At 34.5% G+C, this 26,881-nt stretch carries 21 protein-coding genes; 5 read left to right on the plus strand and 16 right to left on the minus strand.

Going from position 1 to position 26,881, the window contains the following annotated elements:
- The first annotated feature begins 78 nt into the window (after positions 1 to 78).
- Genes M1D73_RS18295 through gerSC form a run of 3 tightly spaced genes read left to right on the plus strand, consistent with a single transcriptional unit; the run spans position 79 to position 3,848 of the window.
- Positions 79 to 1,617: a spore germination protein gene (locus M1D73_RS18295; protein WP_000534523.1), complete on the plus strand. Its 1,539-nt coding sequence runs from the start codon at positions 79 to 81 to the stop codon at positions 1,615 to 1,617.
- Positions 1,614 to 2,711 (plus strand): endospore germination permease, encoded by a 1,098-nt coding sequence (locus M1D73_RS18300; RefSeq protein ID WP_071739326.1) that lies wholly within the window; start codon positions 1,614 to 1,616, stop codon positions 2,709 to 2,711. The genes M1D73_RS18295 and M1D73_RS18300 overlap by 4 nt, the downstream gene beginning before the upstream one ends.
- On the plus strand, positions 2,712 to 3,848 hold the full coding sequence (gene gerSC / locus M1D73_RS18305) for a spore germination protein GerSC (RefSeq protein ID WP_001252213.1): 1,137 nt from the start codon (positions 2,712 to 2,714) through the stop codon (positions 3,846 to 3,848).
- Between the two features lie 74 nt (positions 3,849 to 3,922).
- On the opposite strand, the gene M1D73_RS18310 is transcribed toward gerSC, so the two are convergent.
- From M1D73_RS18310 to M1D73_RS18335, 6 genes are all read right to left on the minus strand, one after another.
- Entirely contained in the window at positions 3,923 to 5,311 is a 1,389-nt protein-coding gene (locus M1D73_RS18310; protein ID WP_000051653.1) for an APC family permease, read from the minus strand.
- A gap of 498 nt (positions 5,312 to 5,809) precedes the next feature.
- Positions 5,810 to 5,950, minus strand: coding sequence for a hypothetical protein (locus M1D73_RS18315; RefSeq protein ID WP_001116195.1), 141 nt, complete (start codon positions 5,948 to 5,950; stop codon positions 5,810 to 5,812).
- Positions 5,951 to 6,007: 57 nt separating this feature from the next.
- Positions 6,008 to 9,370: a tubulin-like doman-containing protein gene (locus M1D73_RS18320; RefSeq protein WP_071741003.1), complete on the minus strand. Its 3,363-nt coding sequence runs from the start codon at positions 9,368 to 9,370 to the stop codon at positions 6,008 to 6,010.
- Positions 9,371 to 9,449: 79 nt separating this feature from the next.
- Positions 9,450 to 11,549: a vWA domain-containing protein gene (locus M1D73_RS18325; protein ID WP_000702081.1), complete on the minus strand. Its 2,100-nt coding sequence runs from the start codon at positions 11,547 to 11,549 to the stop codon at positions 9,450 to 9,452.
- 256 nt (positions 11,550 to 11,805) lie between these two features.
- Positions 11,806 to 12,144 carry a VOC family protein gene (locus tag M1D73_RS18330; protein WP_000511515.1) on the minus strand — a complete coding sequence of 113 codons (339 nt, stop codon included), beginning with the start codon at positions 12,142 to 12,144 and terminating at the stop codon, positions 11,806 to 11,808.
- A 59-nt stretch (positions 12,145 to 12,203) separates the two neighbouring features.
- Positions 12,204 to 12,551, minus strand: coding sequence for a hypothetical protein (locus tag M1D73_RS18335; RefSeq protein ID WP_000842896.1), 348 nt, complete (start codon positions 12,549 to 12,551; stop codon positions 12,204 to 12,206).
- Between the two features lie 134 nt (positions 12,552 to 12,685).
- On the opposite strand from M1D73_RS18335, the gene M1D73_RS18340 reads away from it, so the two are divergent.
- A complete protein-coding gene (locus M1D73_RS18340; RefSeq protein WP_033695952.1) occupies positions 12,686 to 13,081 on the plus strand; it encodes a hypothetical protein in 396 nt (131 codons plus the stop codon).
- Positions 13,082 to 13,121: 40 nt separating this feature from the next.
- On the opposite strand, the gene M1D73_RS18345 is transcribed toward M1D73_RS18340, so the two are convergent.
- The 10 genes from M1D73_RS18345 to M1D73_RS18390 all read right to left on the minus strand — a co-directional run bounded on the left by M1D73_RS18345 (position 13,122) and on the right by M1D73_RS18390 (position 26,086).
- The gene (locus M1D73_RS18345) at positions 13,122 to 13,841 is read right to left on the minus strand and encodes a class I SAM-dependent methyltransferase (RefSeq protein ID WP_000828243.1); all 720 of its coding nucleotides are present in this window, start codon (positions 13,839 to 13,841) and stop codon (positions 13,122 to 13,124) included.
- Between the two features lie 82 nt (positions 13,842 to 13,923).
- Positions 13,924 to 15,618, minus strand: coding sequence for a peptide ABC transporter substrate-binding protein (locus M1D73_RS18350; RefSeq protein WP_000823435.1), 1,695 nt, complete (start codon positions 15,616 to 15,618; stop codon positions 13,924 to 13,926).
- Between the two features lie 441 nt (positions 15,619 to 16,059).
- A complete protein-coding gene (locus M1D73_RS18355) occupies positions 16,060 to 17,775 on the minus strand; it encodes a peptide ABC transporter substrate-binding protein (RefSeq protein WP_121868205.1) in 1,716 nt (571 codons plus the stop codon).
- 297 nt (positions 17,776 to 18,072) lie between these two features.
- Positions 18,073 to 19,776 carry a peptide ABC transporter substrate-binding protein gene (locus tag M1D73_RS18360; RefSeq protein WP_000730163.1) on the minus strand — a complete coding sequence of 568 codons (1,704 nt, stop codon included), beginning with the start codon at positions 19,774 to 19,776 and terminating at the stop codon, positions 18,073 to 18,075.
- Positions 19,777 to 20,122: 346 nt separating this feature from the next.
- On the minus strand, positions 20,123 to 21,385 hold the full coding sequence (locus M1D73_RS18365) for a dicarboxylate/amino acid:cation symporter (RefSeq protein WP_001223629.1): 1,263 nt from the start codon (positions 21,383 to 21,385) through the stop codon (positions 20,123 to 20,125).
- A gap of 205 nt (positions 21,386 to 21,590) precedes the next feature.
- The gene (locus M1D73_RS18370; protein WP_000526730.1) at positions 21,591 to 22,628 is read right to left on the minus strand and encodes an LCP family protein; all 1,038 of its coding nucleotides are present in this window, start codon (positions 22,626 to 22,628) and stop codon (positions 21,591 to 21,593) included.
- A gap of 17 nt (positions 22,629 to 22,645) precedes the next feature.
- Positions 22,646 to 23,644 carry a hypothetical protein gene (locus tag M1D73_RS18375; protein WP_000368252.1) on the minus strand — a complete coding sequence of 333 codons (999 nt, stop codon included), beginning with the start codon at positions 23,642 to 23,644 and terminating at the stop codon, positions 22,646 to 22,648.
- Between the two features lie 12 nt (positions 23,645 to 23,656).
- Positions 23,657 to 24,190 (minus strand): sigma-70 family RNA polymerase sigma factor, encoded by a 534-nt coding sequence (locus M1D73_RS18380; RefSeq protein ID WP_000864731.1) that lies wholly within the window; start codon positions 24,188 to 24,190, stop codon positions 23,657 to 23,659.
- 203 nt (positions 24,191 to 24,393) lie between these two features.
- Entirely contained in the window at positions 24,394 to 25,200 is an 807-nt protein-coding gene (locus M1D73_RS18385) for an ABC transporter permease subunit (protein WP_001041430.1), read from the minus strand.
- Complete coding sequence (locus tag M1D73_RS18390; protein ID WP_000626569.1) at positions 25,193 to 26,086, minus strand: ABC transporter ATP-binding protein; 894 nt, start codon at positions 26,084 to 26,086, stop codon at positions 25,193 to 25,195. Before M1D73_RS18390 ends, M1D73_RS18385 begins: the two co-directional genes overlap by 8 nt.
- Positions 26,087 to 26,241: 155 nt before the next feature.
- Between M1D73_RS18390 and M1D73_RS18395 the strand changes: the two genes are divergently transcribed.
- Positions 26,242 to 26,844 carry a TetR/AcrR family transcriptional regulator gene (locus M1D73_RS18395; protein WP_002041614.1) on the plus strand — a complete coding sequence of 201 codons (603 nt, stop codon included), beginning with the start codon at positions 26,242 to 26,244 and terminating at the stop codon, positions 26,842 to 26,844.
- Positions 26,845 to 26,881 lie beyond the last annotated feature (37 nt).

The following is a 26,881-nucleotide window of genomic DNA, read 5'->3' on the forward strand; positions in this document are numbered from 1 at the left end:
TGGGGGGGTTTCTTCATCCCCCACTGATTATCAGCCCTCACCAATCGGGATAAAACATAACAAGGAGTAAGCGAACAAATGGGGTCTTTTAATAAATGGATTCGTGGTGAAAAATCTCTTTCTACCCAAGAGCAAGCTGATTACGCATTAAATAAATCTATCTCTTCTTCCCTTTCCCTTAATTTAAAGCACTTGTCCAAACTGTTTAGCGGTATTCCAGAATTAATAACACGCACTTTTCCATTAAAAAACGGACAGGAAGCTGCACTCATATATATGGAAGGACTTGTAGACAAAACTGTTATTAACGTAAACATTCTTCGTCCTCTCTTATTTAAAGATTGGAATGAAGACGATTTTTGGAAAGCCTCTGTTTCTATCGGAAATATTAAAAAAGTTCAACAGTGGACAGACATTGAACAATCTCTTTTACACGGCAAAAGTATTTTATTTATAAACGGACAACTATCCGCTTTAGAGCTCGATACGCAAGCGGCACCAAAAAGGAGTATTGAAGAACCTACAACAGAGAGCTCCATAAAAAGCTCACACGAAGGATTTAATGAAGTAGCGAGCGACAGCCTTGCACTTATTCGTCGATATATTCCAAATCGCGAACTGAAAGTGAAGGAATTCACTGTTGGTGAACGAGCTACTTCAAAGGTTTTTTTGCTTTATCTAGCAGATGTTGCGAACGAAAATGTCGTAAAAGAAATGGCATCCCGTATCGAGTCAGTAAAAGTTGATGCGATTCTTACTACTGGTGAATTAGAGGGGTTTGTTGAAGATAATTCATTTACTCTCTTTCCGCAATTATCAATAACTGAACGCCCCGACACAACAGCACATCATATTCTTGATGGGCGAATTGCCGTTGTTGTAGATCGCTCACCAGGCGTATTAATAGGACCTATGACCTTTTCATCCTTTTTTCAGACGATAGATGATTACAGCTTCAGACCTATGATTCCATCTTTTATACGACTCCTTCGTTTCACTGGGCTATTTATTGCAATATTTGCTCCTGCTCTTTATATTGCTATGATTTCCTTCCATTATGAAGTGATTCCGCTCAAATTGTTGTTAACGATTGGAGAATCTCGAGCCAAAATTCCTTTTCCTCCCATATTAGAAGCTTTATTAATGGAATTAGTTCTCGAAATGCTCCGAGAAGCAGCGATTCGGCTTCCTGGACCTGTTGGGCAAACAATCGGCGTCGTAGGAGGAATTGTAATTGGACAAGCTGCCGTTCAAGCTGGGATTGTTAGTAACGTTATGGTTATCGTCGTATCAATTACTGCGGTTGCCTCCTTCATTATTCCTAACTTAGAAATGTCAGCAGGAATTCGGCTTCTTCGATTCCCAATGATGATAGCCGCCTCTTTATTTGGCGTCATTGGAATTATGGTTGGGATGGCAATCATTATTATTCATATACTTTCTATGGAATCTCTCGGTGTTCCTTATGGTAGTCCTTTTTCTCCGTTATTTGCTTCGGATTTAAAAGATACCCTTGTACGTTTCCCATGGAAATTTATGAAGAAACGGCCACTATCTCTACAATTAAAACAAGATAACCGGCAAAGAGATGTTGAGGAAAAGGAGGATAATAAGTGACAAAACGTGCAAAGAGGGAGATTAGTTTATTTCAATACATTTTAACGATTAGTGGTGTTCAAGTAGGATTCGGTGTCCTTACACTTCCGCGTGAAGTTGCACAAGGGGCAAATACAGATGGCTGGATGTCTATTATTATTGGATGTGCTCTCACTACTTTAGTCAGTTTATGTATTGTGAAAATTATGGAAAATCATCCTGGATATACTTTACTCGATGTGCTAACTCGTTATCTTGGGAAGTGGCTAGGAAGAGTAGGAATGATTTTTTGGATTTTATATGCTGTCCTTGCAGCTATTTCCTTAATTTTTTCCCTCTTATACGTTATTCACATTTGGATTTTACCTAGAACTCCAATGTTTTTAATTATGATTTTACTATCTATTCCAATGTTAATGCTAGCATGTAAAGGCGTTCTTATTATAAGTCGCTATGCTGTTTTCACTGTATTTTTCACACTATGGATGCCTTTTCTATTGTTTATTCCGCTTAAAGATGGGCATTGGATTTATCTTCTTCCTCTTCTTAAAGAAGGCTGGATACCAGTTTTAAACACAGTAAAATCAACTATCATTGCGTTTCTCGGATTTGAGTTTGCATTTGTCCTTTATCCTTATCTCAGTAATAAATCATCTGCAAAAAAAGGAATTGTTCTTGCGAATTTGATTACGCTATTTATTTATCTTCAAGTCACCTTTGTCTCTTTTGTTTATTTTAGTCCAGATGGTATAACAAAGTTTTTATGGCCGACTCTTTCTCTTGTTACACCGTTTCACTTCTCATTTCTTGAGCGATTTGAAATTATCTTTTTGTCATTTTATCTCTTTATTATTTTTGATTCCTGTATTCCTTATATTTTCACTGCTTCAGATGGAATTAATCAATTTCTTAACAAAAAAGGCAGTTCATTACCTATTTATGTTTTATTATTCGGGTGTATTTTCATCTTATTCTTTTATATCCCTTCTTCTTATCAGATAAGTGCGTTGCGGGAATTTTGGGGAACTGCTAGTTATTTTATCGTTTTTCTATTCCCAGTCGTATTTCTCTTATACATGACACTTTATCAGCATTGGAAAAGGAGAAGAGTTTAAATGAGGCGCTTTATTCATTTCACTATACTTTACTTTCTCATAACCTTTTTAACAGGCTGTGGAGATCGACTCGACTTAGAAAAACAATCGATTTCATTAATTTACGGCTTTGACGCAAAAGCAAAAGGAAAATTAATTGTGTACCACGTGAATCCTATTTTTAATGAAGACGTAGAAAAAAAGTACGAAACACATGAAGCGAAAGTACGTACACCTCGAGAAGCAAAAGCAACGTTTAATAGCTCAAGTGGCGGTTTAGTATCTACAGAAAAGTTACAGCTCATTTTATTTAGCACAAATTTTTTAAAACAAGAAGGGGCTATGCCTTACCTTGATGTTTGGTATCGTGATCCTAAAAACACTGGAAACATGCGCATGGTTGCAGTAGACGGTCCAATTTCTTCAGTTATATATAATAACTTTAAAGATAAGCCTGCCCTTCCCGAGTATTTAACAGATTTAATTAATACGAACAAACTGTACAATCGGACCGTTTTTACGACATTCCATGAATTTCACAGGCAAACGTTTAATAAAGGTATAACACCTGCTATTTCAGAAATAAAAAAAGGTAAAAAGGATGTTATCGTTACTGGTTCCGCGCTATTAACTTCTCGCGGAATTTATAAAATGTCATTAAATCGTTATGAAAGCGCCCTTCTTCTTTTGTTACAAAAGAAAGCGAATACACCGGTTTCGCTTACATTGAAAATCCCTTCTACTTCAGTTGAAAGTAATAGTGATTTAAAAGATACCGATGGCGGCGATTTCGTAACAATAAATGTTCTTAGCATGAATCGTGATATCCATACAGATTATAGCGATAACCACTTCAAATTTCATGTTAAAATGGATTTGAAAATTGCTGTCTCTGAACTTACATTCAATATGGATATAGACAAAGATAGAAAGAAATTAACTTCTCTTATTACAAAACAACTAAACAAAGATTTGAACGATTTAATCCACAACATTCAAAAACAGCAACTTGATCCATTCGGATTTGGTGATTATGCGAGAGCGTTTCAATATAAAGAATGGAAACAAGTCGAAGATGATTGGCCGAGTGCCTTTTCAAAAGCTAATGTGAAAGTGGCACCAACTATTAAAATTTTAGAAAATGGGATTATTAAATAGAAAAAACACGCTACTTGTTCTTATATGAATAAGTAGCGTGTTTTCATTTCCATTACAAGTATTATTTCAATGGACTATACTTTATTTCTATTTCTATTTCTAACATTACTATGTTTTTTAGCATATACAAAATATATGAAAACACCTATTATAATCCATGCCACAAAACTAATTAAAGTAAGCTTAGAAAGGTTCAAAGCTAAATATATACAACTTACTATCGAAACGATAGGTAAAAAAGGTACTAGAGGAGCACGGAATGGCCTCTTCATATTAGGATGTGTCTTTCTTAATACAATGACAGCTATAGATACAAACACAAATGCTGTTATCGTTCCCATATTCACTAAATTAGCTAATAAATTCAAATCCACTAATCCCGCTAATAAAGCTGCTAGTATACCTGTAACCCATGTATTAAAAAATGGAGTTTGTAAACGTTTATGGACACTTGAAAGTCTTTTTGGTAACAATCCATCTCGACTCATCGAGTAAGATACACGAACAAATGCAAACATAGCTACTAACAGAACTGTTGTTAGCCCTGCTATCGCTCCCACCGATAACAACCCAGCAATTCTATCTTCTCCTACAGTGCGCAACGCATATGCAACAGGATCAGCAACATTTAATTCCGTAAACGGAACCATTCCAGTTAACACGAATGAAACACCTACATATAGAACCGTACAAATGAACAAGGAAACAAGTAGCCCGATTGGCACGTTACGTTGTGGACGCTTCACTTCTTCTGCGGCTGTTGCAACTGCATCAAATCCTAAAAAAGCAAAAAATACAGTAGCAGCGCCTCCTACCACACCGTGAAAACCAAACGGTAGAAATGGTTGCCAATTCTCTGGTCTTACATATTGTGTCCCTACAACAATAAACCCTACAATAACAGCCAGTTTAATAATAACCATTATATTATTTATTCGTGCACTTTCTTTTGCACCACGGCTTAATAAAAATGTAACAACTAAAATAATAAGAACTGCTGGTAAATCAATGATTCCACCCTTCCCCATTCCTGGTGCCGAAGCAAAAATCGTAGGAATGTGAATATTAAAACCTAGTAGCAATGACTGAAAATATGCTGACCAGCCTGCTGCAACCGCAGAAGTCGCTAATAAATACTCCAGCATAACACACCAGCCAACTATAAATGCAAAAATCTCACCTAGTGTCATATATGTATATGAATATACACTTCCCGAAACTGGAACTGTAGATGCAAATTCAGCATAACAGAAAGCTACACATGCACATATAATTGCCGCTAATACAAAAGATAATACAATCGCCGGACCAGCATGTTTCGCTGCTACAATACCAGTTAATACGAAAATACCTGTACCAATAATTGCTCCAATCCCTAAAAGAGTTAGATCAATCGCTCCTAAAGTTTGATTCAATACTTTTTTCTTTTCTTCATCCATTGCTTTCTTTATGAAAAGACTCATTCTTTGAAACCTCTTTTTCAAGTTTATCTCTTACTTGTTACATTCTTTATTACTGTTCTATTTTAAAAATAAAAATATACATAGTTCACTTCCCCTATAGACTTAGTAACCCACCTCAAAAAAACAGAAAAATCAATCTCTTTATGCCGTATTGAATTTTCAAAATATTAATCGTACCAAAAAACCATTAAGAATGCTGATTGAATTTATCATACAATTAATTATATTGTCAATAATAAATCAATCAAAAACAATCGGTTGATTATGTATCAAATGTTATTTTTATACATAATTATTTTCTCAAAAACATTGTTGTTTTCCACCTTAATATTCATACACATTTTATTACATTGATTTTCATACAATTTTCATTACATACAATGCAATAAAAATTAAAATAACCTCAAATGAATTATTATTTAAAAATAATAATTCATTTGAGGTTATTTTACCATTTTAATACTAACAAAAAAGTGCAGATTTTCATCTGCACTTTTTTTATTCTTCCGCTTCAGCTTCTGCACTACTATTTCCAAGATGCTCCTTCTGAGCTTCCTCTTGCAGCTCCGCTGAAATCATCCCATAATAAAGTTCCGGATATAACCCAAATATTTGATATACACTTCCTAAAAACGGCATCAGAATCCCTCTTTTCTAAAGTTGTATTGCCACTTTTAAGGATTCCCTTTTCATTCATTATACATTCGTTTTTGACGTTTCTTCTTCATCTTGAACACCTAATAAATTTTGCCATTTTTTATACGGAGCGCTATTTGGATCTACATATCCTTTCGCATGCGAGCGATCCCACAATTGTTTAATAAACATTTCTTTCTCTTTCTTTGCCACCATATCGGCACCTGTACCGTAATAGTTCTGGAAATACAACTCGATTTCATCAAGGAATAGTCTTAATAATTCATCTGATGTTTCTTCTAACGTCGGATCATACTTCGCTTCACGATCATACATTAAAATCATATCTAAAAGATTGTGGACATGTTCTTTTCTAAGCCATCTTACATCTTGGGCTCCTAATACGAACGGATGTGTATATAAATGTCCACCTTGTATCATCGCCTTTTCTTGCTCTTCTTCAAATCGTGACAAGATGTTTTCATAAATAAACGGATTATGAAGCAACGCTCTGTGTAATTTATAACTTTCGCTTGAAATATTTTTCCCCATTGACTGAATTAAAAAGCTACGTCCTACACCGTTATATTGATACACAAACTGTCCATCAACAGCAACTAAACTAATCCAGCGATACATATATGCGTATAGTAATGCACGATTACATTTATCATAATCTAATTTTGTTTGAGTCGCATTTAAATCTGGCATAAAGGCTGGTAAGTGCCAATACTTATCTAAATGCGGCGTTAAACTAGATTTTTTACTATTTAATTTGTTTACACGGCGATAATACGATTGGAAATAGTCACCTTTATCATTCATAAATCCATTTGAAATATGTCCTGATGATAATTTAGGAAAGTCTTGCAGCGATAAGCCGTAATGCGCTCGATAACAGATCACTTCAAATGGCGAAAAGGCTTCATGTACTGTATCTTTTTCTTTAAACATTGCTTGAATTAATTCCTCTTGCAACTCTTTCTTTAAAGAAGGATGTATACCCCAATATTGTAATTCCCTATGATGAGCAACTTTCGGAACGAATGGACTCGCTAAATGGAACAGGTCTTCAATTTTTTCACGAACGTATTCATCGCGATCACGTTTCTTATAATCTGCTTCTTTTCGCAACGCTTCAATAATATTCAGTTCTAATTTATCACGATAGCGTACTTGCAGTTCGTCATAACAATAGCTCAGTATATGTTCTCGGTAGAAATCCTCTACCTTTTTCGACTGAATCTCTTCTGTTTTCGCATCACGACAATATTCCCCGTACAAACTCATGTAAATTTCCGCTGATATATCTTTCGGTAGTACACCTAAATTTAAATGTTGCTGCATATCTTGCCATATCTTTTCTTGCAGCTGTTCCTCAGCTAATACATATACATTCGTCGGGTTTGTTTTCCCTTCAAATTCCTTACTGCGCTTTTGGATTTCAAACAGTAAATTTTCACGTGTTTCATGTAAATTATCAAAAAATCTTTCCCAATATTGAATCATTTTATTAACTGCTTGATATAGCGATTGATATACAAGTTCTAATAGCATTTCTTTTCGATATTCATTTAATTTGTGTACATATTGCGTTACGATGTCTTCAAATTCTCTTTTGAATAAACGTTGCTGATTATTAATCATTTTTCCGAACCAGCCTTGTTGTTGAGCAATTTCTACTCGGCGTACAGCCGTTACCGTTCCATCAATATTACCCACATTAAATTTTTTATCGTAATTTTGAATTACATTACGCTTTTGTTCATTATTTTCATGTAGTCGATTCATTTTTTCTACTAACTGCTTTCGAATTTCATATAACATAAAACGCGCTGCTACTGGGTGAACGGGATCTGTTTTCTTTAAAAACCATGTATTTAATTGATAGGACTGCCCTTCAGAACCACTTGGTGAAAAGCGGTCTGATTCAATCATGTCATATAAAAGTGTCGTTACATGTTCATGTACCCGGCTCGGAATCGCATACGCATATAAACGCACCGCATGATCCACTCTTGCCACTTCACCCTTCATCTGTTCCATCATTTTCAGTTTCATAGCTGAAATTTTACACTCATGTTGCAGACGATTTAATTCCTCATCTTTTTGCACCGTTCGTTGTACATAACTTTCTACAGCTTCTAAAAACAGTTTTGATTTCGCAACTCCGAGCTTACCACCCTCTGCTCCTTCACGTGTTTCATTGTACATTTGTCTATAGAAAATATGAGCTTGCTCTGGACGGGTAGCAAGATGCTCCAAGTCCTCTAAATAACTTTTACCTCTCTCCGGCTTTTCACGTTGCATCCCACGTTTTACATCTTGATCGTATCTTTGCTTCTTCTCTTGAAACAGTTGATCTAAATGAAGCCACGATTCATCTAAACCTTGCACAGCCCATTTTAAAGCACAATATTTTAACACATGTTCATATGGATAAATGAGTTTTGCCGTTCCTGCCCCGCAATATCGTCCTTTTCCGCTTGATTCTGCTAATTGCTGAATTTGATTGTCTTCCTGTGCAAAATGACTTGTGGACATCGGGCTAAATAACTGTAAATAAATTGTATTTGCCATCTGTTCCATATAGTCTGATAAATTGTGTAAATGGTGTCCATGTAGGTTTTCGTAATCGTATAAGAAACAATAATTGTACGGTAAATGATGTTGTTTAATTGTATGATTCGTTCTTCCGTCTTCATCTACTTGATCAGGGCGATACTCTAATTCAATTGTTACACCGCCGCGTTTTGATAATTCTCCAGTAGACCCGAGCGTAATAGCATGTAATTCTTTTAACGATGCATAGCCATTTGCTTGCACCGTTTCAAATTCTTTCGCGCTAACCGTTCTCGTCTTTACTAAAACATCCGGCATTAAAAACGCACCGCGTATTAAAATGTTATGATGCTGCAATTTCTTCCGAAGCATTTCACGTAAATATAAAGCAATTTGCAGAAACATCCCTGAACCTGTTCCGCCTGCTAGTGATGTTACTATAATGACACGCACACCATATTCCGTTTGATCACTTGTAACCGGAAAGATTTTCTCGATTTCTTGCCAAAAAGACGTCAATTTATCTTCTTTCATCGCAGCACGTAACGCTAAACGTGAAATGACGCGTAACTGTCCTGCTCCTTCTGTTAATGGTTTATCAAGTATAGTCGGATCCATCGGAAACCACTCTGGGATCGTTGGATCTCCCGCAATATACTCCCTAGGCGTTTTACTAGAACTTGTTTGTGTCTTAAACTTTCGAATATGATCGAATTTACTTAATGTATTCACATCTGTATCAAATACGTGCATTGCTACCTTTTTCCGGCGCTCTTCAGGCAGTTTTTCATATATTTGATGCGTCACAGTACTACCGATTCCACCTAAACCAATTAATATTGTTGGAACTTGTAATGTCATGTGAACCACCTTCCTATTCTTGCTTGTTGGAAAAAAGGGAAAGAGGATTAATACTCCATCCCCTTCTTATCCCTACCTACTATTCACATTCGTACTTGTAAATCTCTTTACCATATCCCCTATCAATTAGTAAAAGTTCATTTGGATATAGTGTCTTATGTTCCATTCCTACTTCATCCTCTGCTATAAACATTCCATCAATAATCATTCCAACTACTTGTGATTCTTTCGCTACAAAGACAGATTTCGAACCTTTCTTCGCTATAAACGTAACGGATTGCACGGTTTTTCTTTCTGCTCTATACGGAATACCAAAATAATGGTTCCACCATTTATTTCGAAGTAATTCTGGTTCAGATTGATATAGCCAATCTTTCGCTACCTCTTGATCCCATTCATAATACAGTAGTGCTTTCCGGTGAAATCTTGGCCGAATAATCCATCCTAAAACAATGATTCCTACTACTAGCAGTAATAAAGTGATAGGAATGACAAACTTAAAAATAAGCGCATATTTTTCATAAAACGGAGCATCTTGAATATGGAATGTTATGTTTTTCTTTACTTCTTGTAACTTTGAATCCTGCATTACGATGGTAGCTTCTACGGTGCCGGTATCTGTAAAATTAAATGTGTCGGAGTAATAGGGACGAGGATAAACATAGATTTGATTTCCATGTTGCTTTATTTCATAATTGATTGATTGTTTAGATGTGACACCAGTAGATTTTAATAGTTTTTTTACAGCCTCTTCTGTCATCGGCTTATCATCTAACTGTGGTTGTATAATAAATGGTTTACTATTCTCTAAATTTGTTACTTTTTCTTCATAATCTTTCGTGACAGTTTGAAGTGATAATTTAGGCTTTTTCGTTGTTTCGATTTTAAATTCTTTCGTCTGTCTGTAAAACCCCTTTATGTTCATATGAACTTTCCCGCGTACTAACCCTTTAGTAAGCTTCGTTTCGTAATAAAATACATGTCTTTTATCGTCCCACTTCATCGCATATTGCTTCCCGTCTATTTCTACTTCTGCCTGAAAGTAAGAAGACTGAACTGGCAACTCAGTAGGTTTTGCTTGAATAACAGCTGTCACATCTTCATACATTTCCTCAACATTTTTTCTATCCTTATCCTCTTTGTCATAAGTAGAAACAGTATAATTAAGTGCCGGTTCGACTAGTACTTGTAATCCTTCTTTCTCAATATCTCGGTCCACTTCTATCGTATACGTTCCTGGTTTAATAACTTCTTCATTTTCCGTACTGATATGAACTATATTTCCGAACAATTTCGCTTCACCTGGTGCATGTATGGAAAAAGAAGATTGTAATTGTAATGGTTTAGAAATTTGTGTGACCTGATAATCGGGCAAAGAAGGCGATTGTCGTACAAGTGTCATACGTTTTAACGGAAATGGTGTTGTAATCTCTACTTTCTTCCCTATTACTTTCGTTTTTACAATCGATTCAACGGAAGAGAACGGATCACGATTTGCAACTAATGCTGCCACTTGATTGACGCTTTTTACAATCCCATCCTCTCCACTAGATGGCATCGTAACCCCGTTGAGCTCTTTCTTCCATATTTCTTTAAACGTATTTAGTTGTGCTTTTTCTTGTTGCCCTAAATCCTCTTCCATCGTAATTAAAATTGGATGTAGCGATATCTTTTTTGCATCCATATCCTTCTTAAACTGTGCTAACTTTTGTGTAATTTGTTCTTTTCCGCCAACCTTATCTTTCTCTAAATCATTAAATGCCCCGTCAGTTAAGACAATAAGCCAAAATTCACGCTTCCCATCTATATCTGCTTCCTTTTTTATAGATTGCATCGCCGTTTCTACCGCGCTAAATGGAGTATTTAAATACGTTTTCCACGCTCCAATTCCCTCAATTTCCATTTGTCTCTTATCCTTCGCTAACGAAATGTTTAATGGATCATTCGGCTTACTCATTGGAACGTAAGAAAATTTATCTTTTTCATCTAATAGCGCAACTAAACTTTGCAAAGCATAATTGGCATATTTCCAGCGATCGTTATTTCTCATGCTGCCCGAATCATCATATACAAGTGAAACGACCCTTTCCTTTGCCTCCTCTCCTTTTGCAAAAGTCCAAAAAGGATGTAACCATATAAATAGAAACAACATGAATGTGGCACAAATTCGAATTTTCATGATGAGGCTTCGCCACCTTTGTAGACAAATTCCTATGTTTAAATTTATGAGAGGAAACAAGATATATGACTTGTATTTTAGGACAACTAACCCACCATAACTTTATTATGTAAACAGATCATACACTTGGTAATATTCCTTCTAGCATTCTCTATCCAATTATATAAGTAAAAAAGCCTGTTTAAGCTCCACGCTTAAAACAGACTTTTCCTACTTTTTATTTTAAAAACACATGACAAAAAGTTTGATTTTTAACTTAACACATCACTTCTATTGTAAATCCACCAGGTGCTTCAACGTAAAACGTATACGCATGGGCATGCTTAGGAGGCTCGACCAAAAATCCATCTTCCTTCAATCTTTGATTTATCTTATCTACTTGTTCTTCACTTTCTTGTGGAAATCCTACATGAAATGTTTTTGGATACTGAACTTCTTTTCCTTTCATTAACGTTAGTATAAATCCATCATTATCACGCATAACTGCAAAGGCATTCCCCCTTGTTCCACTACAAGTTAAGCCAAAATACTTTTCTAAAAACTCTCTTGCAGCTACTACATCTGCAACTGTTAAATTAAGATGTTTAATTCCCAATTCATCACCTTCTTTCTTAATTTTCTAACATTTTATCATACAATTAAAAAACACGCCTTTCACAGCGTGTTTCCTTGCTTTACATACACTTCAACAATCGGATTCTCTTTATGATCCGCATGCAAGCGTATATTCTCTTCACTTGTATTATAAATACTAGCTAATAACATTATCGTTAACACATTAGGTATCTTCGCATCACTTCCGTATTTTCTCTCAAGCGCTTCCTTATATTCAAAATCTAAATCCCCCTGCACATATGTATACACTTCAAAACCATCTTCTAAATTGCAAACTACTGTATCAATAATATCTGCCCCTACTTGCTTCTTCATTTCCTCTCGCAACGCTTCAATAAATTCTTCCCACGGTACTTCGTATGTCTGAAACTGATCTGTAGATTTCATGCCTTTTCCTCCTTATATATCCTCTTCTTATATTTCCCCTTTCCTATAACAATTATGATAGATAGGGCATTCGTACAAGCCGCACTTGTCCCCCTTACATATCGTATTACTGTAATGCGGAAGGAGGAAAGAACATGCATAGACAAAAATGTTATGATACATGCCGACGTTACTTCGGAAAAGTTGTTCGGATTGAAGACCGTGATGGCCGTATACATTTAGGGAAAATAATCGATGTGACACAAAGCTCTGTATGGATTGAACCGGTGCAACAGCGCTCATCTTTTGATTCAGGATTCGGCTACTATGACGCTTATGCAAACGGTGGTTGTGACCTTTGTGGAGGCCTTAGCAGGTGTGATAGTTGTGGATTCGGATGCGGTGGTGGATTCAGCAGCTGCGGATGTGGTGGTCGTGGTTGTAGTAGTTGTGGTTGCGGTGGCTGGGGAGGCGGCAGTTGTGGCTGGGGTGTTGAACTCGGATTTGGTTTCATCTTCGGAATTACATTAGCTGCATTATTTTTCATTTAACATAGTAAAGAGTTGGCTACCTTTAGCCAACTCTTTTTCTTTATTTTTCACATATAAAAATACGATGCCCTAAAATGTGTTGGTACATAAGCCGTATATTTTCATGCTGTACCCACGCCTCATATAACTCATTCGGAATATGTGAGGATACATTCCATTCTGGCTCTTCTACATAGCCAGAGATCGTTTCTGCAATCGTGCCACCGCCAGCAATTGTAATTCTTTTAAAATTTGCTTTCTGAAATAATTGTACCCACTCATTCTCCGTTAATAATTCTTTCATACCATATAATTGGGCGATTTTTTCTTCCTCACCCTTATCAATGTGCCTATCAATAATCATTTCAATGACAACAAGCTTACCGTCCTGCTGTAATACACGATAACACTCCGAGATAACCCTTTCTTTGTCTGTAAAAGCGATGATTGATTCTCCAAGTACGAACTCAAATGAGTTATTCAAACACGGTAAATGCTCCACATTTCCTTCAATTAATTGTATAGCTAACCCTTCAAACAACCATCTATCTTTTGCCTTTTGAATCATAATTTCATTCTTTTCAACCGTTGTTACTTTATAACCAAATTCCCTTGTCATATATGCCGCTGTTTTCCCCGTACCGCAACCTATCTCAAGGACATTCGCTCCATATTTAAAAGGCAGTTGTGCTAACAATTGTTTTGTTAACGTAAAGCCACCAGGATGAGCGCTTCCTATTCCGTAATAAGCTAGGAAATCGATGTATGTGTTTCGCTTCATGGGATTCTCCCTTTTTTATTTTATATATTCGAGCAAGGAAGAAAAGTGCATAGAAAAAAGGGCGTATTGTACGCCCCTCATCTTACTTATCCTCTGTAATATATGCCCATTTATAGCTGTAGTCTCCACCAACTGGATGGTGAACAATACCTTTTACTTTAGGTCTTTGAACGATAGCATCACCACGTTGATATAATGGTGCAATTACAGCATCTTCCAATAACATTTTCTCCGCTTTCAGTAAGCTATCCCAACGCTCTTTCGTTTTCGTTAATAGCTCACCTTTACCTTTTTGTACAATCTCATCATATTTAGGATTTGAATATCCTGTTTGGTTATGAGGGCCATTTGTAACGAACATATCAATGAATGTCATTGGATCTAAGTAGTCAGGCCCCCAACCAGCGTAAGATAAATCATAATCTAGATCTGATTCTAATTTTAACTTTTGTTTAAATGGCTGGTTTTTCAAATTCACCGTTAAACCTGGTAGGTTTTTCTCAAGTTCTCCTTTTAAGAATTCTCCTACTTTTTTCGCACCATCACCATCATAGTTTAATAGTTCTACTGTAATTGCATCTTTTCCAAGCTCTTTTTTCGCTTTTTCCCAATGCTCTTTTGCTTTTTTCACATCTGTTTTTAAAATATCTCCATTTTCTTTACGGAAGTCTTTTCCATCTGGGCTCTTAGCAAATTCTTTTGGCACTAAATAATCTGCAGGTGTAGAACCATCATTTAAAATTACATTCGTTAAGCCTTTTTTATCGTACGCTTTTGCAATCGCTAAACGTAGATCTTTGCTCTTTAACACTGTATCTTGCCCACCACGTTTTTGGTTTAAGCGTAAGAAGAATGTTGACGGTGTTTTTTGTGTAAAGAAGTCGGGGTTTGATTTATATTTGTCAACAAATTCAGATGTAAGTCCTGAACGATCGATTTGTCCACTTTCATATAAGTTAACACGTGTACCGCTATCTTTTACTACGTCAAAGTTGATTTCATCTAACTTAACTGTTTTATTATCCCAATATTGTGCATTTTTCTTTAACTTCCAACCTTCTTCATGTTTCCAGTCTGTTAATGTAAACGGTCCATTGTATAACGTCGTATCTGATTCTAAACCGTACTTTTCTCCTTTTTCTTTTACAAATTTCTCGTTTAATGGATAAAATGTTCCAAATGAAGTTAATTCTACAAAGTAAGGAACTGGATTTTCTAATTCTACTTCTAACGTATAGTCATCTACAGCTTTTACTCCTAACGTATCTAGTTCAGCTTTTCCTTCATTAATCGCTTGTGCATTTTTCAAATCAAACATAATGTATGCATATTCTGCTGCTGTATTTTTATCTACCGCACGTTTCCAAGCAAACACGAAATCCTTCGCTGTTACAGGCTCTCCATTTGACCATTTTGCATTTTTATTTAATGTAAATGTGTATTTTTTACCATCATCACTCTTTTTATATGATTCAGCAACTCCTGGTGTTGCTTTATTATCTTTATCAAGTCGATATAAACCTTCCATTACGTTGTTTAAAGCTAGAAACGATACTTGGTCTGTCGCTTTAGCAGAGTCCATAGATGGAATCTCTTGAGACTCTGTTAAATTAAGCACTTGCTTCGCCGCTAGCTTTCCGCCTTCTTTTTCACCGCTTTTTGGTGTTGTGCTTGCCTTCTCTTTATCTCCTGATCCAGAGCAAGCTGTTAATGCCATACTCATTACTAAAACTGGTGCTACGACCGCTGTAAATTTTTTCATCTTTTTTCTCTTCATTTTTTTGTACCCTCCCCAATTATATGTACGATATTAACATTTAGAAATTCTCTACTAACTTTCGTTATCAGAAAATTCTTATTAATTAATATTCTACTGTTTTTTTAAATTTTGTAAAGTATTTTTGTAAATTTTCTAAATATTTATTTTTTTATTATAGTATCTTGTTGTTTTAACTACTATATGAATTATCCCCCGTCTACTATATGTAAACATCCCTTCTCTTATTCCACTCTATTACTACATTCTATATTTTTCTTATTAGCATGAGGTCTCTTACTATCATTCATCTTTCTTACCACTTACTGACCTCTCTAATTTCCTCAGATAGAACCTTCCTAATCACCTATCCAATTCTCAATAGGCTAAAGAGATTTATTCCCTTATACATACTAAAAAGCATTTCAAAAGCAGCTCAGCCACTTTTGAAATGCTTTCACTTTATTTTTTTCCGCCATCCTCAGTTACATACGCCCACTTAAAGCTATATTCTGGACTGATGTTATGTTTCACAATTCCTTTTACATTCGGTTTCATTACGTACGATCTTCCTGTTTGATATAAAGGAACTAACCCTGCATCTTCTTCAAGGAATAATTTTTCAGCTTTCCCTAACGTTTCCCAACGTTTTTTCGCATCACTCATTAATTCATTACCTGCTTTTCCTACCATTTCATCGTATTTTGGATTTGAATAACTCATTTGGTTGTACGGGCTCTTCGATTCAAACATATCAATAAATGTCATTGGATCCGCATAGTCTGGACTCCAACCTGCATAAGAAATTTCATAATCTTGCGCAGTTTCTAATTTTAATTTTTGTTTGAATGGCTGAATTTTCGTATTAATCGTTACACCTTTTAAATTTTTCTCAATTTGATCTTTTACATAGTCAGCAATCTTTTTCGCAGTTCCATCATCATAACTTAGCAATTCAATTGTCACTTGATCTTTTCCAAGTTCTTTTTTCGCCGCTTCCCAAGCTGCTGCTCCTTTTTTCGGATTATATTTCAGACCATTTTTAAATGTATCTTGATAATCTTTACCATCTGGCCCTGTCGCAAGTCCTTTTGGAACCAATTGATCTGTTGCTTTTGATCCATTATTTAAAATTACATTTGCCAATCCTTTTTTATCAACTGATAATGCAATTGCTTCACGTAGTTTTTTGCTCTTTAAAGGTGTATCTTGTCCGTTACGTTTTTGATTTAAACGTAAGAAGAATGTACTTGATTCCGCATACTCACCATATTCTTCTTTGTTCGATTTATATTTATCTACAAACTCTCCTGATAGTAATGTAAAATCAATTGATCCTGTATCATATAAGTTTACTTTCGTTGCAACCTCTTTTACTACACTATAGTTAATTTCTTCTAATTTCACAGTCTTTTTATCCCAGTACTTATCATTTTTCTTCAGCTGCCAACCTTGTTCATGTTTCCATGAAGACATAACGAATGGACCGTTATACACAGTTGTATCTGCTTCTAAACCGTACTTATCACCTTTTTCTTTTACGAATTTTTCATTTAATGGATAGTATGATGGGAATGCTAATAAATTTAAGAAATACGGTACCGGTTTTTCTAATTCTACTTCTAGCGTGTAATCATCTACCGCCTTCGCTCCTAATTCAGTTACAGGTTTTTCCCCTTTATTAATCGCTTCTGCATTTTTAATATAGTAAGTAATAAATGCATATTCTGCCGCAGTATTCTTATCAAGTAAGCGCTGCCATGCGAAAACGAAATCTTTCGCTGTTACAGGATCACCATTTGACCATTTTGCATCTTTTCGCAGTTTAAACGTATACTTTTTACCATCTTCACTTTTCGTACTAGACTCTGCCGCAGCAGGAATTGGCTTATTATCTTTATCAAGGCGATATAGGCCTTCCATCGTGTTCCCTAAAATTTGCGCACCTAATGTATCAGTAGATTTAGAAGTATCCATCGTCGGAATTTCTTGGTTTTCCGTACGATTTAATACTTGTTTCGCTGCATATTTAATATCAGATTTTTTTTCTTCCCCATTATTTGATGTAGTAGTCGTTTTCTTTTCCCCACCTGACCCAGAACATGCTGTCAATGCAACACTCATCGCTAAAACTGGTACCACAACTGCCGTTAACTTTTTCATCTTTTTTCTCTTCATTTTTGTACCCTCCCTAATTATATGTACATTACCAACCCTTGAGAGACCCCTTACTAAAGATTAATTTTTCTGAAAATTGCAACTAATGTTATTCTACTCTTTTTTTCACATTTGTAAATAGTTTAACTTTAAATATTCTTACTTTTTTATTTTAGTAGGATTTATCCCCCATCTACTATATGTACATACTATACACCTTATTCTCCTCTATTTAACCATACTAAAAATTAGTATTTTAAGCTCACAAAAAAGCATTTCAAAGTAGCTTAGCTACTTTGAAATGCTTTTTTAACTCTATTATTTTTCAGTTACATATGCCCATTTAAAGCTATATTCCGGACTGATATTATGTTTTACAATACCTTTAATATTTTGTTTTAGAACATATGCATCACCACGTTGGTATAAAGGTACAAGTGCTACATCTTTCTCAAGAAGTAATTTCTCAGCTTTTCCTAGCTCTTCCCAACGTTTCTTCGCGTCACCCATTAATTCAGTGCCAGCTTTTTTAATCATATCATCATACTTAGAATCAGCGAAGCTCATTTGGTTATGAGAATGATTAGACTGGAACATATCTAAGAATGTCATTGGGTCAGCATAGTCAGGTCCCCAACCAGCATATGATAAATCATAATCTTGCTCTGTTTCTAGTTTTAGTTTTTGTTTGAATGGCTGAAGTTTAATATTAACTGTTACACCTTTTAAATTTTTCTCAATTTGGTCTTTTACATATTCCCCTACTTTTTTCGCATTACCAGTATCATAGTTTAATAACTCAATTGTAACTTGGTCTTTACCAAGTTCTTTTTTCGCTTCTTCCCAGGCTGCAGCAGCTTTTTTCGCATCTGGTTTGATACCATTTTTAAATGTTTCTTGGAAGTCTTTTCCGTCTGGTCCAGTCGCTAACCCTTTCGGTACTAAGAAGTCTGCTGGTTTAGATCCGTCATTTAAAATAACGTTTGCTAAGTTTTTCTTATCGATAGAAAGCGCGATTGCTTCACGTAATTTCTGACTCTTTAATGGTGTATCTTGTCCACCACGTTTTTGATTCATACGTAAGAAGAATGTACTTACTTGTGAGTATGTGCCAAACTCCTCTTTGTTATTTCTATATTTGTCAACGAATTCACCTGATAGAAGTGCGAAATCAATTGCACCTGTATCAAATAAGTTAACCCTTGTATTTATTTCTTTTACTACACTATAGTTGATTTCATCTAATTTTACAGTCTTTTTATCCCAATATTGATCATTTTTCTTTAGTTTCCAGCCTTGCTCATGCTTCCAATCAGTAAGAACGAATGGTCCGTTATATACTGTTGTATCAGACTCTAAACCGTATTTATCACCTTTTTCTTTTACGAACTTCTCATTTAATGGATAGTACGATGGGAACGCTACTAAGTTTAAGAAGTATGGTACCGCTTGTTCTAATTCAACTTCTAATGTATAGTCATCTACCGCCTTAACTCCTAGTTCAGTTACTGGTTTTTCACCTTTATTAATCGCCTCTGCATTTTTAATTGGGAATGCGATAAACGCATATTCTGCAGTTGTTTTTGGATCTAATAATCGTTGCCATGCATAAGCAAAGTCTTTTGCTGTTACAGGATCACCATTTGACCATTTTGCATCTTTACGTAGTTTAAATGTATATTTTTTACCATCTTCACTTTTCGTACTAGATTCTGCTGCAGCTGGGATTGGTTTATTATCTTTATCTAATCGATATAACCCTTCCATTGTGTTCCCTAAAATTTGAGAACCTAATGTATCTGTATTTTTTGAAGTATCCATTGTTGGGATCTCATTTGTTTCTGTACGATTTAACACTTGTTTTGCTGCTAATTTTTCCCCTGATTTACTATCTCCACTAGAGCTAGAATTTGTGCTTGTCTTCTTATCTCCACCTGATGTAGAACATGCTGTTAACGCCATGCTCATTGCTAAAACCGGTGCTACAACTGCTGTTAGTTTTTTCATTTGTTTCTTTTTCATTTTGTACCCTCCCTAATTCTTAACGATAGCTATTAAAGAATTTTCTGATAATTCTGTTTTTCTCTATATATTTATCAGACGATTCTTACTAATTCTTATTCTACTAATTTTTTAATTTTTGTAAAGTATTATTATTGAAAATTTTTAAAAAATTATTTTTTTACAGTAATATTCATAAAAATTCCATATTTTGTTCAAACCTTATTTCGCATTCATACACATTCGTTGTTTTAATCACTTTCATCTCATTTACCACTTGAATACTTGTTAATTATTGCTAATAAATAATGCATATATCTAAAAACATCTTTTCTACAAAAATAAAAAAGTCAGCAAAGCTGACTTTTTACCCGACCATTTTTTCTCTTTTCATTTCCTCTACTACTCTCGTATACTTCTCATCATCAAATTCATTTTCACTTTTCGCAACAACTACAGTTGCAATACCGTTACCAATTAAATTGACGATAGCACGTGCTTCTGACATGAAACGATCTACACCAAGTAATAACGCTAAACCTTCTAATGGGATAACATTCATTGCCGATAGGGTAGATGCTAGTACAATGAATCCCCCGCCGGTTACTGCTGCTGCTCCTTTAGATGTAACTAACAAAATAGCTATTATAGTTAATTGTTGACCTAGTGAAAGATCGACGTGAAAAACTTGCGCTAAAAATATAGTTGCCATTGATAAATAAATCGTTGTTCCATCTAAGTTAAAAGAGTAACCTGTTGGAATGACTAAACCTACTACCGGCTTCGAACACCCGAAGTCTTCCATCTTTGTCATCATCCGCGGCAGTACTGATTCTGACGATGATGTCCCGAGAACAATAAGTAATTCTTCTTTAATATACGCTAAATATTTCCACAAACTAAATTTATACAATTTACAAATAAAATTTAAAACAATAAAAACAAATAATGCCATTGTCGCATATACACAAATCATTAATTTACCAAGTGGTATGAGCGTGCTTAAACCATACTTCCCAATTGTAAATGCCATCCCACCGAATGCTCCAACTGGTGCTAATTTCATTACAATTGATAAAATGTTAAAAAATACTTTCGATAATCTTTCAAAAAAGTCAATAACCGGTTGTCCATTTTTTCCTAACATCGTTAACCCTGCTCCGAATAAAATGGAGAAGAACAGAACTTGTAAAATATCACCTTTGGCAAATGCTTCAAACATGTTAGACGGCACGATATGTAAAAAGAAATCCATCCATTTCATTTCTTGCCCACTTTGTACATATTGTGAAACATCTCCGCCTTTTAGTTTTGAGGGATCTAATCCATCTCCTGGACGTACAACATTCGCTACGATGATACCAATAATTAAAGCCGCTGTTGTAACAATTTCAAAATATAATAGTGCCTTCCCACCAACACGGCCTACCTTTTTCATACTTCCCATACTTGCAATACCGAGCACAATTGTTAAAAAGATAATCGGTGCAATAACCATTTTAATCATATTGATGAATGTTTCACCAATTGGCTTCATTTGTTGTCCAACACTCGGCCAAATTGCCCCTACTGCAATACCACAAATAATAGCCACAATAACTTGGAATGTCAAATTCTTTACAATTCTCATTTTTGATACTCCCCTGTATTTTCATTTCTGCCATACTATTTCAATAATTGCTAATGATATATTCTATGTAATAGCCCCCCCTGTTATTTAACTTAAACTATAACTTTATGTTACACTATTATCTTAAACCTGAAAATAGTATATAATATTTAAGAATAAAAGACATGCTATTTAACATAATAAAAAAGCAGACATTACATCTGCTTTAATTCTCCTCAATCTGCTTTTCACTTAATCCTAGATGTGTTCTAAGAGTATTACTCAAACTCTGTAGATCTTTTTTATTAGGATTATAATAATATACACGTTGCCCGTTTGGGCCATTAGGTAAGTATAAATCATCACCAGCTAATTGTATTTTTTCAACTGAACCGTTTAAACCGTATTTATAAAAAGATAAAATATCATCCATTACTAAATTTGTTTTAAAATCACCATCAACCGCCTCAACTATTTTTTCTAGCTTCGTAATCGATCCTACACTTTTTAATTTACTTAAAATCGCTTCAATAACAAGTTGTTGGCGCTGTCCTCTCATTGCATCACTATCAATATGGCGCGTTCTTGCTAGTGCAAGTGCTTCTTCCCCATTTAATTTTTGTAATCCTTTTTTCAAATGAATCGCATCAGGTTCATCTTTACTATTTTGCTCCGTAAATTCAACTGGGACATCCACTTCAATACCATCTAACCCATCAACAATTTTAGTAAAGGAACCAAAATTAAATTTCACAAAATAATCAACAGGCACCTGTAACAATTTTTCTACTGCTTCCACAGAAGCTTGCGGTCCTCCATCTTTACCATTTTTAACGAAACCACTTCCATATGCATGGGTTATTTTATCTTTTTTCTTTTCAACTGGAACATATGTATATGTATCACGCGGTATGCTCGTTAATTTCACTGTTTTATCGTCTTTATTAAAAGTCGCTAACAATAATGCATCTGTATGAAATGCACCATTATATTCCTTTTGTCGTTCTTGATTTTCATCAATTCCCATAATTAAAAGTGAAACATGATTTGCAATTGGCTTTACAGATTTCTCACGTAAATTGGATTTTTCACCTCGTGCTAAATTCAAATTAGATTTTTGTACAAGACTAGAAGTTTTCATATATACATAGGCTCCATAGCCAATTCCACCAAATAGTAATACCGCCAGTAGTAAACTTATTATCGTTTTCTTTTTATATTTTTGCTTATTTTTCTCTTCTCTTAAAGATGAATGATTACCCATTTACTCTCCTCCTGTTTCTATTCATCCAATATGTTTTTCATTTTTTCATATTTAGCACTATCCTTTTGAAACATACTTTCTTTCAATCCCTTATCTATTTGTATCCATTCAGTCGTAACTGAATATTGAATCAAGCCTTCTTGAAAACTAAGAAATTTCAACATAATCCCTGTATTTTTCTCCACAACCATTTCGAATTTCCCTCTTAAATCTTCAGAGGTGCTAACAGGCATCTCTATGTTTATAACTCCTTCAATTTTGTAACAATCTAATCCAAGATATTTCGTTTCTTTATAATTCCAATCTTTATATCGAATTAATAAATCTGCGAATTCTGATTGAATACTATATTTAGCTAGCCCTACATATTCATCATCATATCTCTTTTTCTCATCTGATTTTCTCACTAACCTTTCCGTAGGGTTTAATTTTAATAGTTCATTGTTTCTTTCTTTCGGGTTCCATTTTTTCTCTTTATAGGTATACTTCTCATCATCAAATTCTTTTTTCTTCCCCTCGTTATATATAATTGTTCGTTTTTTGGCTAGTTTATCTTCTTTCGAAGAGATACCTCTTTGTTTCTCCGTATCAATCGCATACTTATATGTTGTAGCAATTCTTGATGAGCTAGAATATTCCTCAAATTGTCCTGAAATATTTTTAAAATAATCAATAGAATCTAGCATTTTTTGATGAATCTTTTCTTTATCTGGATAATGTACATTCGATTTTATTTCTTCTTCATTTTCATAATCAGAAAACGCTTTTTTCTTTACATATTCAAATACTCCACTATTTTGCGCAAAACTTTGTATAGAAAACTCAGACATAGATACCACTGAAAGTATACAAACCGCTGCACTAATTATCATCATATGAATTTTGTAACTCTTCTTTTTTACCTTAAGATTATGTAGCGTGCTATTAATCTTTTCATTTAACTCTGGAGGTACTATAACATTTTCATCTTTTATTCTCTTTTTTAATTTCTCATCAAATAATTTTTCATTATCCATCCTTTACACCCCCTATTCCATCTTTAATCGTTTTTGTAGTTGTTCCCTCGCACGTGATAATCTTGATTTCACTGTTCCTTTCGGTATTTCTAACAGCTTTGCTATACTCTCTTGATGCATGTCTTCATAGTAATAAAGCACCGTAACAGCTCTTAATTCTTCATGTAACGATTGAATCGCATTACACAAATCTATATCTTCATACTGATCACAAGCACTCATATTGTAATCATTCTCTTCTGTCACAATTACATTTTTATACGCTCTAATAATATTGTTACACTCATTTATTAGTATTCGAATTAACCAAGTTTGAAAAAATTCTTCTTTTTTTAATTTTTTTATATTTTCATAGGCTTTTAAAATTGTTGTCTGTATCGCATCCTCTATATTTGTCTCATCACGTAACATCGCCTTTGCTATTCGATACATCTTCGCTTTTTCTGTATGTATAAGCGCTATAAAGGCTTCATGATCACCTTTTTTCGCTAAAGAAACATCCGTTTCTTCTTTTACAATCATTTTATATAAAGGGATTACTTTCACAATTGCTCCTCCTGTTTCATCCTCACTTCATCACTTCCAATTTAACTTTACATGTATTAGACGTATGAACCTAGAAAAAGGTTCACTTTTTTGAATATTTCTGTAATTAAAAAGATAAATATCCTTTATAAGTGTTATGTGATAAACATACTAGTTTAAATTTACAAATAAAAAAAGCCCACTTTCTCAGTGGACTTTCTACTCTATAACGGTAAATCTCTCTTCCTAAATACTACAATCGCTACGATAAAAATACAAAGCGCTACAGTAGTTAAACCTATACTTATCGGCCATATATTATATGATCCTTCAGCAATTTCTTTCGGACGAAACAGCGTAAATAATGATAGGTTTTTCATCCATTCTAACTTATCACTTAACTTCCCCACCATATCCAATACGAAAAATAAGATAGTTAAACTCGCTGAATAACTTAGTGCTTTTCTTTCGTCATTACATATACAAGAAAAGAAAAATGAATACGCACTAACGACTAAAAATATGAGCCCTCCGACTACATTTATCTTCAAAAATAATTCTTTATTTAAGTTGTTATCTTGTAAAAACCATTCTGCACCTACTAACCCAGCTACATACGTAACAGATACAATAATTAGAAGTCCCAATATGAGAACAGCAGCTTGTGTAATCGCAATTTGCACTCTAGATACAGGTGTTGCTAGCAAGTATGCCATTGCTCCTTTATCTACATGACGAGCAATTAAATGTGTCGCAACTGTTACGCAAAAAATTGTTAAAATGATAATAAACAATAGACTATAGTATTCGCCCGCTAGAAAATCCATTACGTTTTGAATCGGACTTTCCATACCAACGATTTTTTTCACACTATCAGGCATGGCAGCTATTAATTCATTTAGCCCTTTCGCTGATACCATTGACGGGAATATCCAAATTAATAACCACAGATATAAAGCTGCACCAGACGCATAACTCAAAATACTTTTTTGTGTTTCTTTCAAACTAGCTAAAAATAATTGCTTATTCATGCGTTACCCCTTCTTTCTTATCGTAATAATGCATAAATAAATGTTCTAAATCCATCGCTCTCGTTTGAAGTGCCGTTACATTATAGTTTGAAAGTGTTTGTAAAACAGTTTGATAGTTTCCTTGTACAATGATAGATGCCTCTCTACCTTTTACCGCTTCAAATTGCAAATTACACTTTGTAAGGGACTCAATCTCTTCTTGTGATGATACTGTTACATCTATCACCTGTCTTCTCATACTTTGTAAATCGTGAATATTTTCAACCGTTACGAGTCGACCATCTTTAATAATAGCTACTCTGTCACAAGTTCTCTCAATTTCAGTAAAAATATGTGATGACATTAGGATTGTTTTTCCTCTTTGCTTTTCCTCTAATATTAAATCTATAAACACTTGTTGCATAAGTGGATCAAGTCCAGATGTTGGTTCATCTAAAATTAACACCTCTGGATCGTGCATAAATGCAGCGACTATCCCTACTTTTTGCTTCATTCCTTTAGACATTTTGCGAATCGGTGTTTTCACATCAAATTGCAGACGCTCTATCAGTTCATCTCGTCTTTTCGTATCCTTTAATCCACGCATTCCCTGCATTAATTTTAAAAACTCTAATCCATTCATTCCTTCAATAAAAGAAATTTCACCTGGCAAGTAACCAACTTCCCTTTGAATTTTCGCTGCTTCATTCCAACAATCTAATCCAAAAATTGTCGCTTTACCAGCTGTCGGTTTTATAAATCCCATTAAATTACGAATCGTCGTTGATTTTCCGGCACCATTCGGTCCTAAATAACCAAATACTTCTCCCTCTTTTACATCAAATGTAATATGAAACAAACCTTTTCCATTCGAAAACTGTTTTGTGACATCTTGAACTGAAATCATAATTCCACCTCATTTTTTGAAATATTTAATGTTTGATATTTCAAAATTATTGTACTCCTCATCTTCCATATTCGCAACAACTTTTTGAAATATTTATTAGTCCATATTTCAAAATTATTGTTTTCCATTATTTTTTCTTGTATATTTTAAGTGAGGTGATTGCATTGAACGGCTTTGAAAGAGTAAAAGAAAAGAAAAAGCGTGCCATTAAAGAAGCAGCATTCGTATTATTTTCAGAACGTGGATTTAATGAAGTGAAAATAGAACATATCGCAAAAGAAGCAAACGTTTCTCAAGTTACAATTTATAATCATTTCGGAAGTAAAGATGCGTTATTTAGGGAGCTTATACAAGAATTTATCATATCTGAATTTCAATATTATAAAGAGCTTGCAGAAGAAAAATTACCTTTTCATGATATGATGCAAAAAATGATTGTAAGAAAAATGAATACTGGCGGATTATTTCAACCTGATATGTTACTACAAATGATGCAAAGGGACGAAGAACTCCGTAAGTTTATTTATAGTTATCAAAATGAAAAAATCCTACCCTGGTATTTAGAAATATTAGAACAAGCTCAGCGCAAAAACGAAATTAATCCACACCTTACTAAAGAAATGATGTTACTTTACATTCAAATGTTTACAAAATTAGGTGATGAATTTGGAGCACAACTTCTTGAAGGAGATCGGGAAAAACATATAAAAGATATCGTTACGATGTTCTTTTATGGACTGTCCGTCCCAGAAAAATAATTGTTTCTAAAAAACAAATACAATCACCAAAAAGCCC

The sequence above is a fragment of the Bacillus sp. PK3-067 genome, assembly GCF_056738645.1.

What these genes read in the sequence shown, in the direction of transcription:
- M1D73_RS18355 (WP_121868205.1), bottom strand. Translation starts at nt 17,775, where the DNA reads ATGAAGAGAAAAAAGATGAAAAAGTTAACGGCAGTTGTGGTACCAGTT.
- M1D73_RS18370 (WP_000526730.1), bottom strand. Translation starts at nt 22,628, where the DNA reads ATGGGTAATCATTCATCTTTAAGAGAAGAGAAAAATAAGCAAAAATAT.
- M1D73_RS18340 (WP_033695952.1), top strand. Translation starts at nt 12,686, where the DNA reads ATGCATAGACAAAAATGTTATGATACATGCCGACGTTACTTCGGAAAA.
- M1D73_RS18310 (WP_000051653.1), bottom strand. Translation starts at nt 5,311, where the DNA reads ATGAGTCTTTTCATAAAGAAAGCAATGGATGAAGAAAAGAAAAAAGTA.
- M1D73_RS18315 (WP_001116195.1), bottom strand. Translation starts at nt 5,950, where the DNA reads ATGCCGTTTTTAGGAAGTGTATATCAAATATTTGGGTTATATCCGGAA.
- M1D73_RS18375 (WP_000368252.1), bottom strand. Translation starts at nt 23,644, where the DNA reads ATGGATAATGAAAAATTATTTGATGAGAAATTAAAAAAGAGAATAAAA.
- M1D73_RS18390 (WP_000626569.1), bottom strand. Translation starts at nt 26,086, where the DNA reads ATGATTTCAGTTCAAGATGTCACAAAACAGTTTTCGAATGGAAAAGGT.
- M1D73_RS18345 (WP_000828243.1), bottom strand. Translation starts at nt 13,841, where the DNA reads ATGAAGCGAAACACATACATCGATTTCCTAGCTTATTACGGAATAGGA.
- M1D73_RS18335 (WP_000842896.1), bottom strand. Translation starts at nt 12,551, where the DNA reads ATGAAATCTACAGATCAGTTTCAGACATACGAAGTACCGTGGGAAGAA.
- M1D73_RS18360 (WP_000730163.1), bottom strand. Translation starts at nt 19,776, where the DNA reads ATGAAAAAGAAACAAATGAAAAAACTAACAGCAGTTGTAGCACCGGTT.
- M1D73_RS18365 (WP_001223629.1), bottom strand. Translation starts at nt 21,385, where the DNA reads ATGAGAATTGTAAAGAATTTGACATTCCAAGTTATTGTGGCTATTATT.
- gerSC (WP_001252213.1), top strand. Translation starts at nt 2,712, where the DNA reads ATGAGGCGCTTTATTCATTTCACTATACTTTACTTTCTCATAACCTTT.
- M1D73_RS18320 (WP_071741003.1), bottom strand. Translation starts at nt 9,370, where the DNA reads ATGACATTACAAGTTCCAACAATATTAATTGGTTTAGGTGGAATCGGT.
- M1D73_RS18385 (WP_001041430.1), bottom strand. Translation starts at nt 25,200, where the DNA reads ATGAATAAGCAATTATTTTTAGCTAGTTTGAAAGAAACACAAAAAAGT.
- M1D73_RS18325 (WP_000702081.1), bottom strand. Translation starts at nt 11,549, where the DNA reads ATGAAAATTCGAATTTGTGCCACATTCATGTTGTTTCTATTTATATGG.
- M1D73_RS18350 (WP_000823435.1), bottom strand. Translation starts at nt 15,618, where the DNA reads ATGAAGAGAAAAAAGATGAAAAAATTTACAGCGGTCGTAGCACCAGTT.
- M1D73_RS18295 (WP_000534523.1), top strand. Translation starts at nt 79, where the DNA reads ATGGGGTCTTTTAATAAATGGATTCGTGGTGAAAAATCTCTTTCTACC.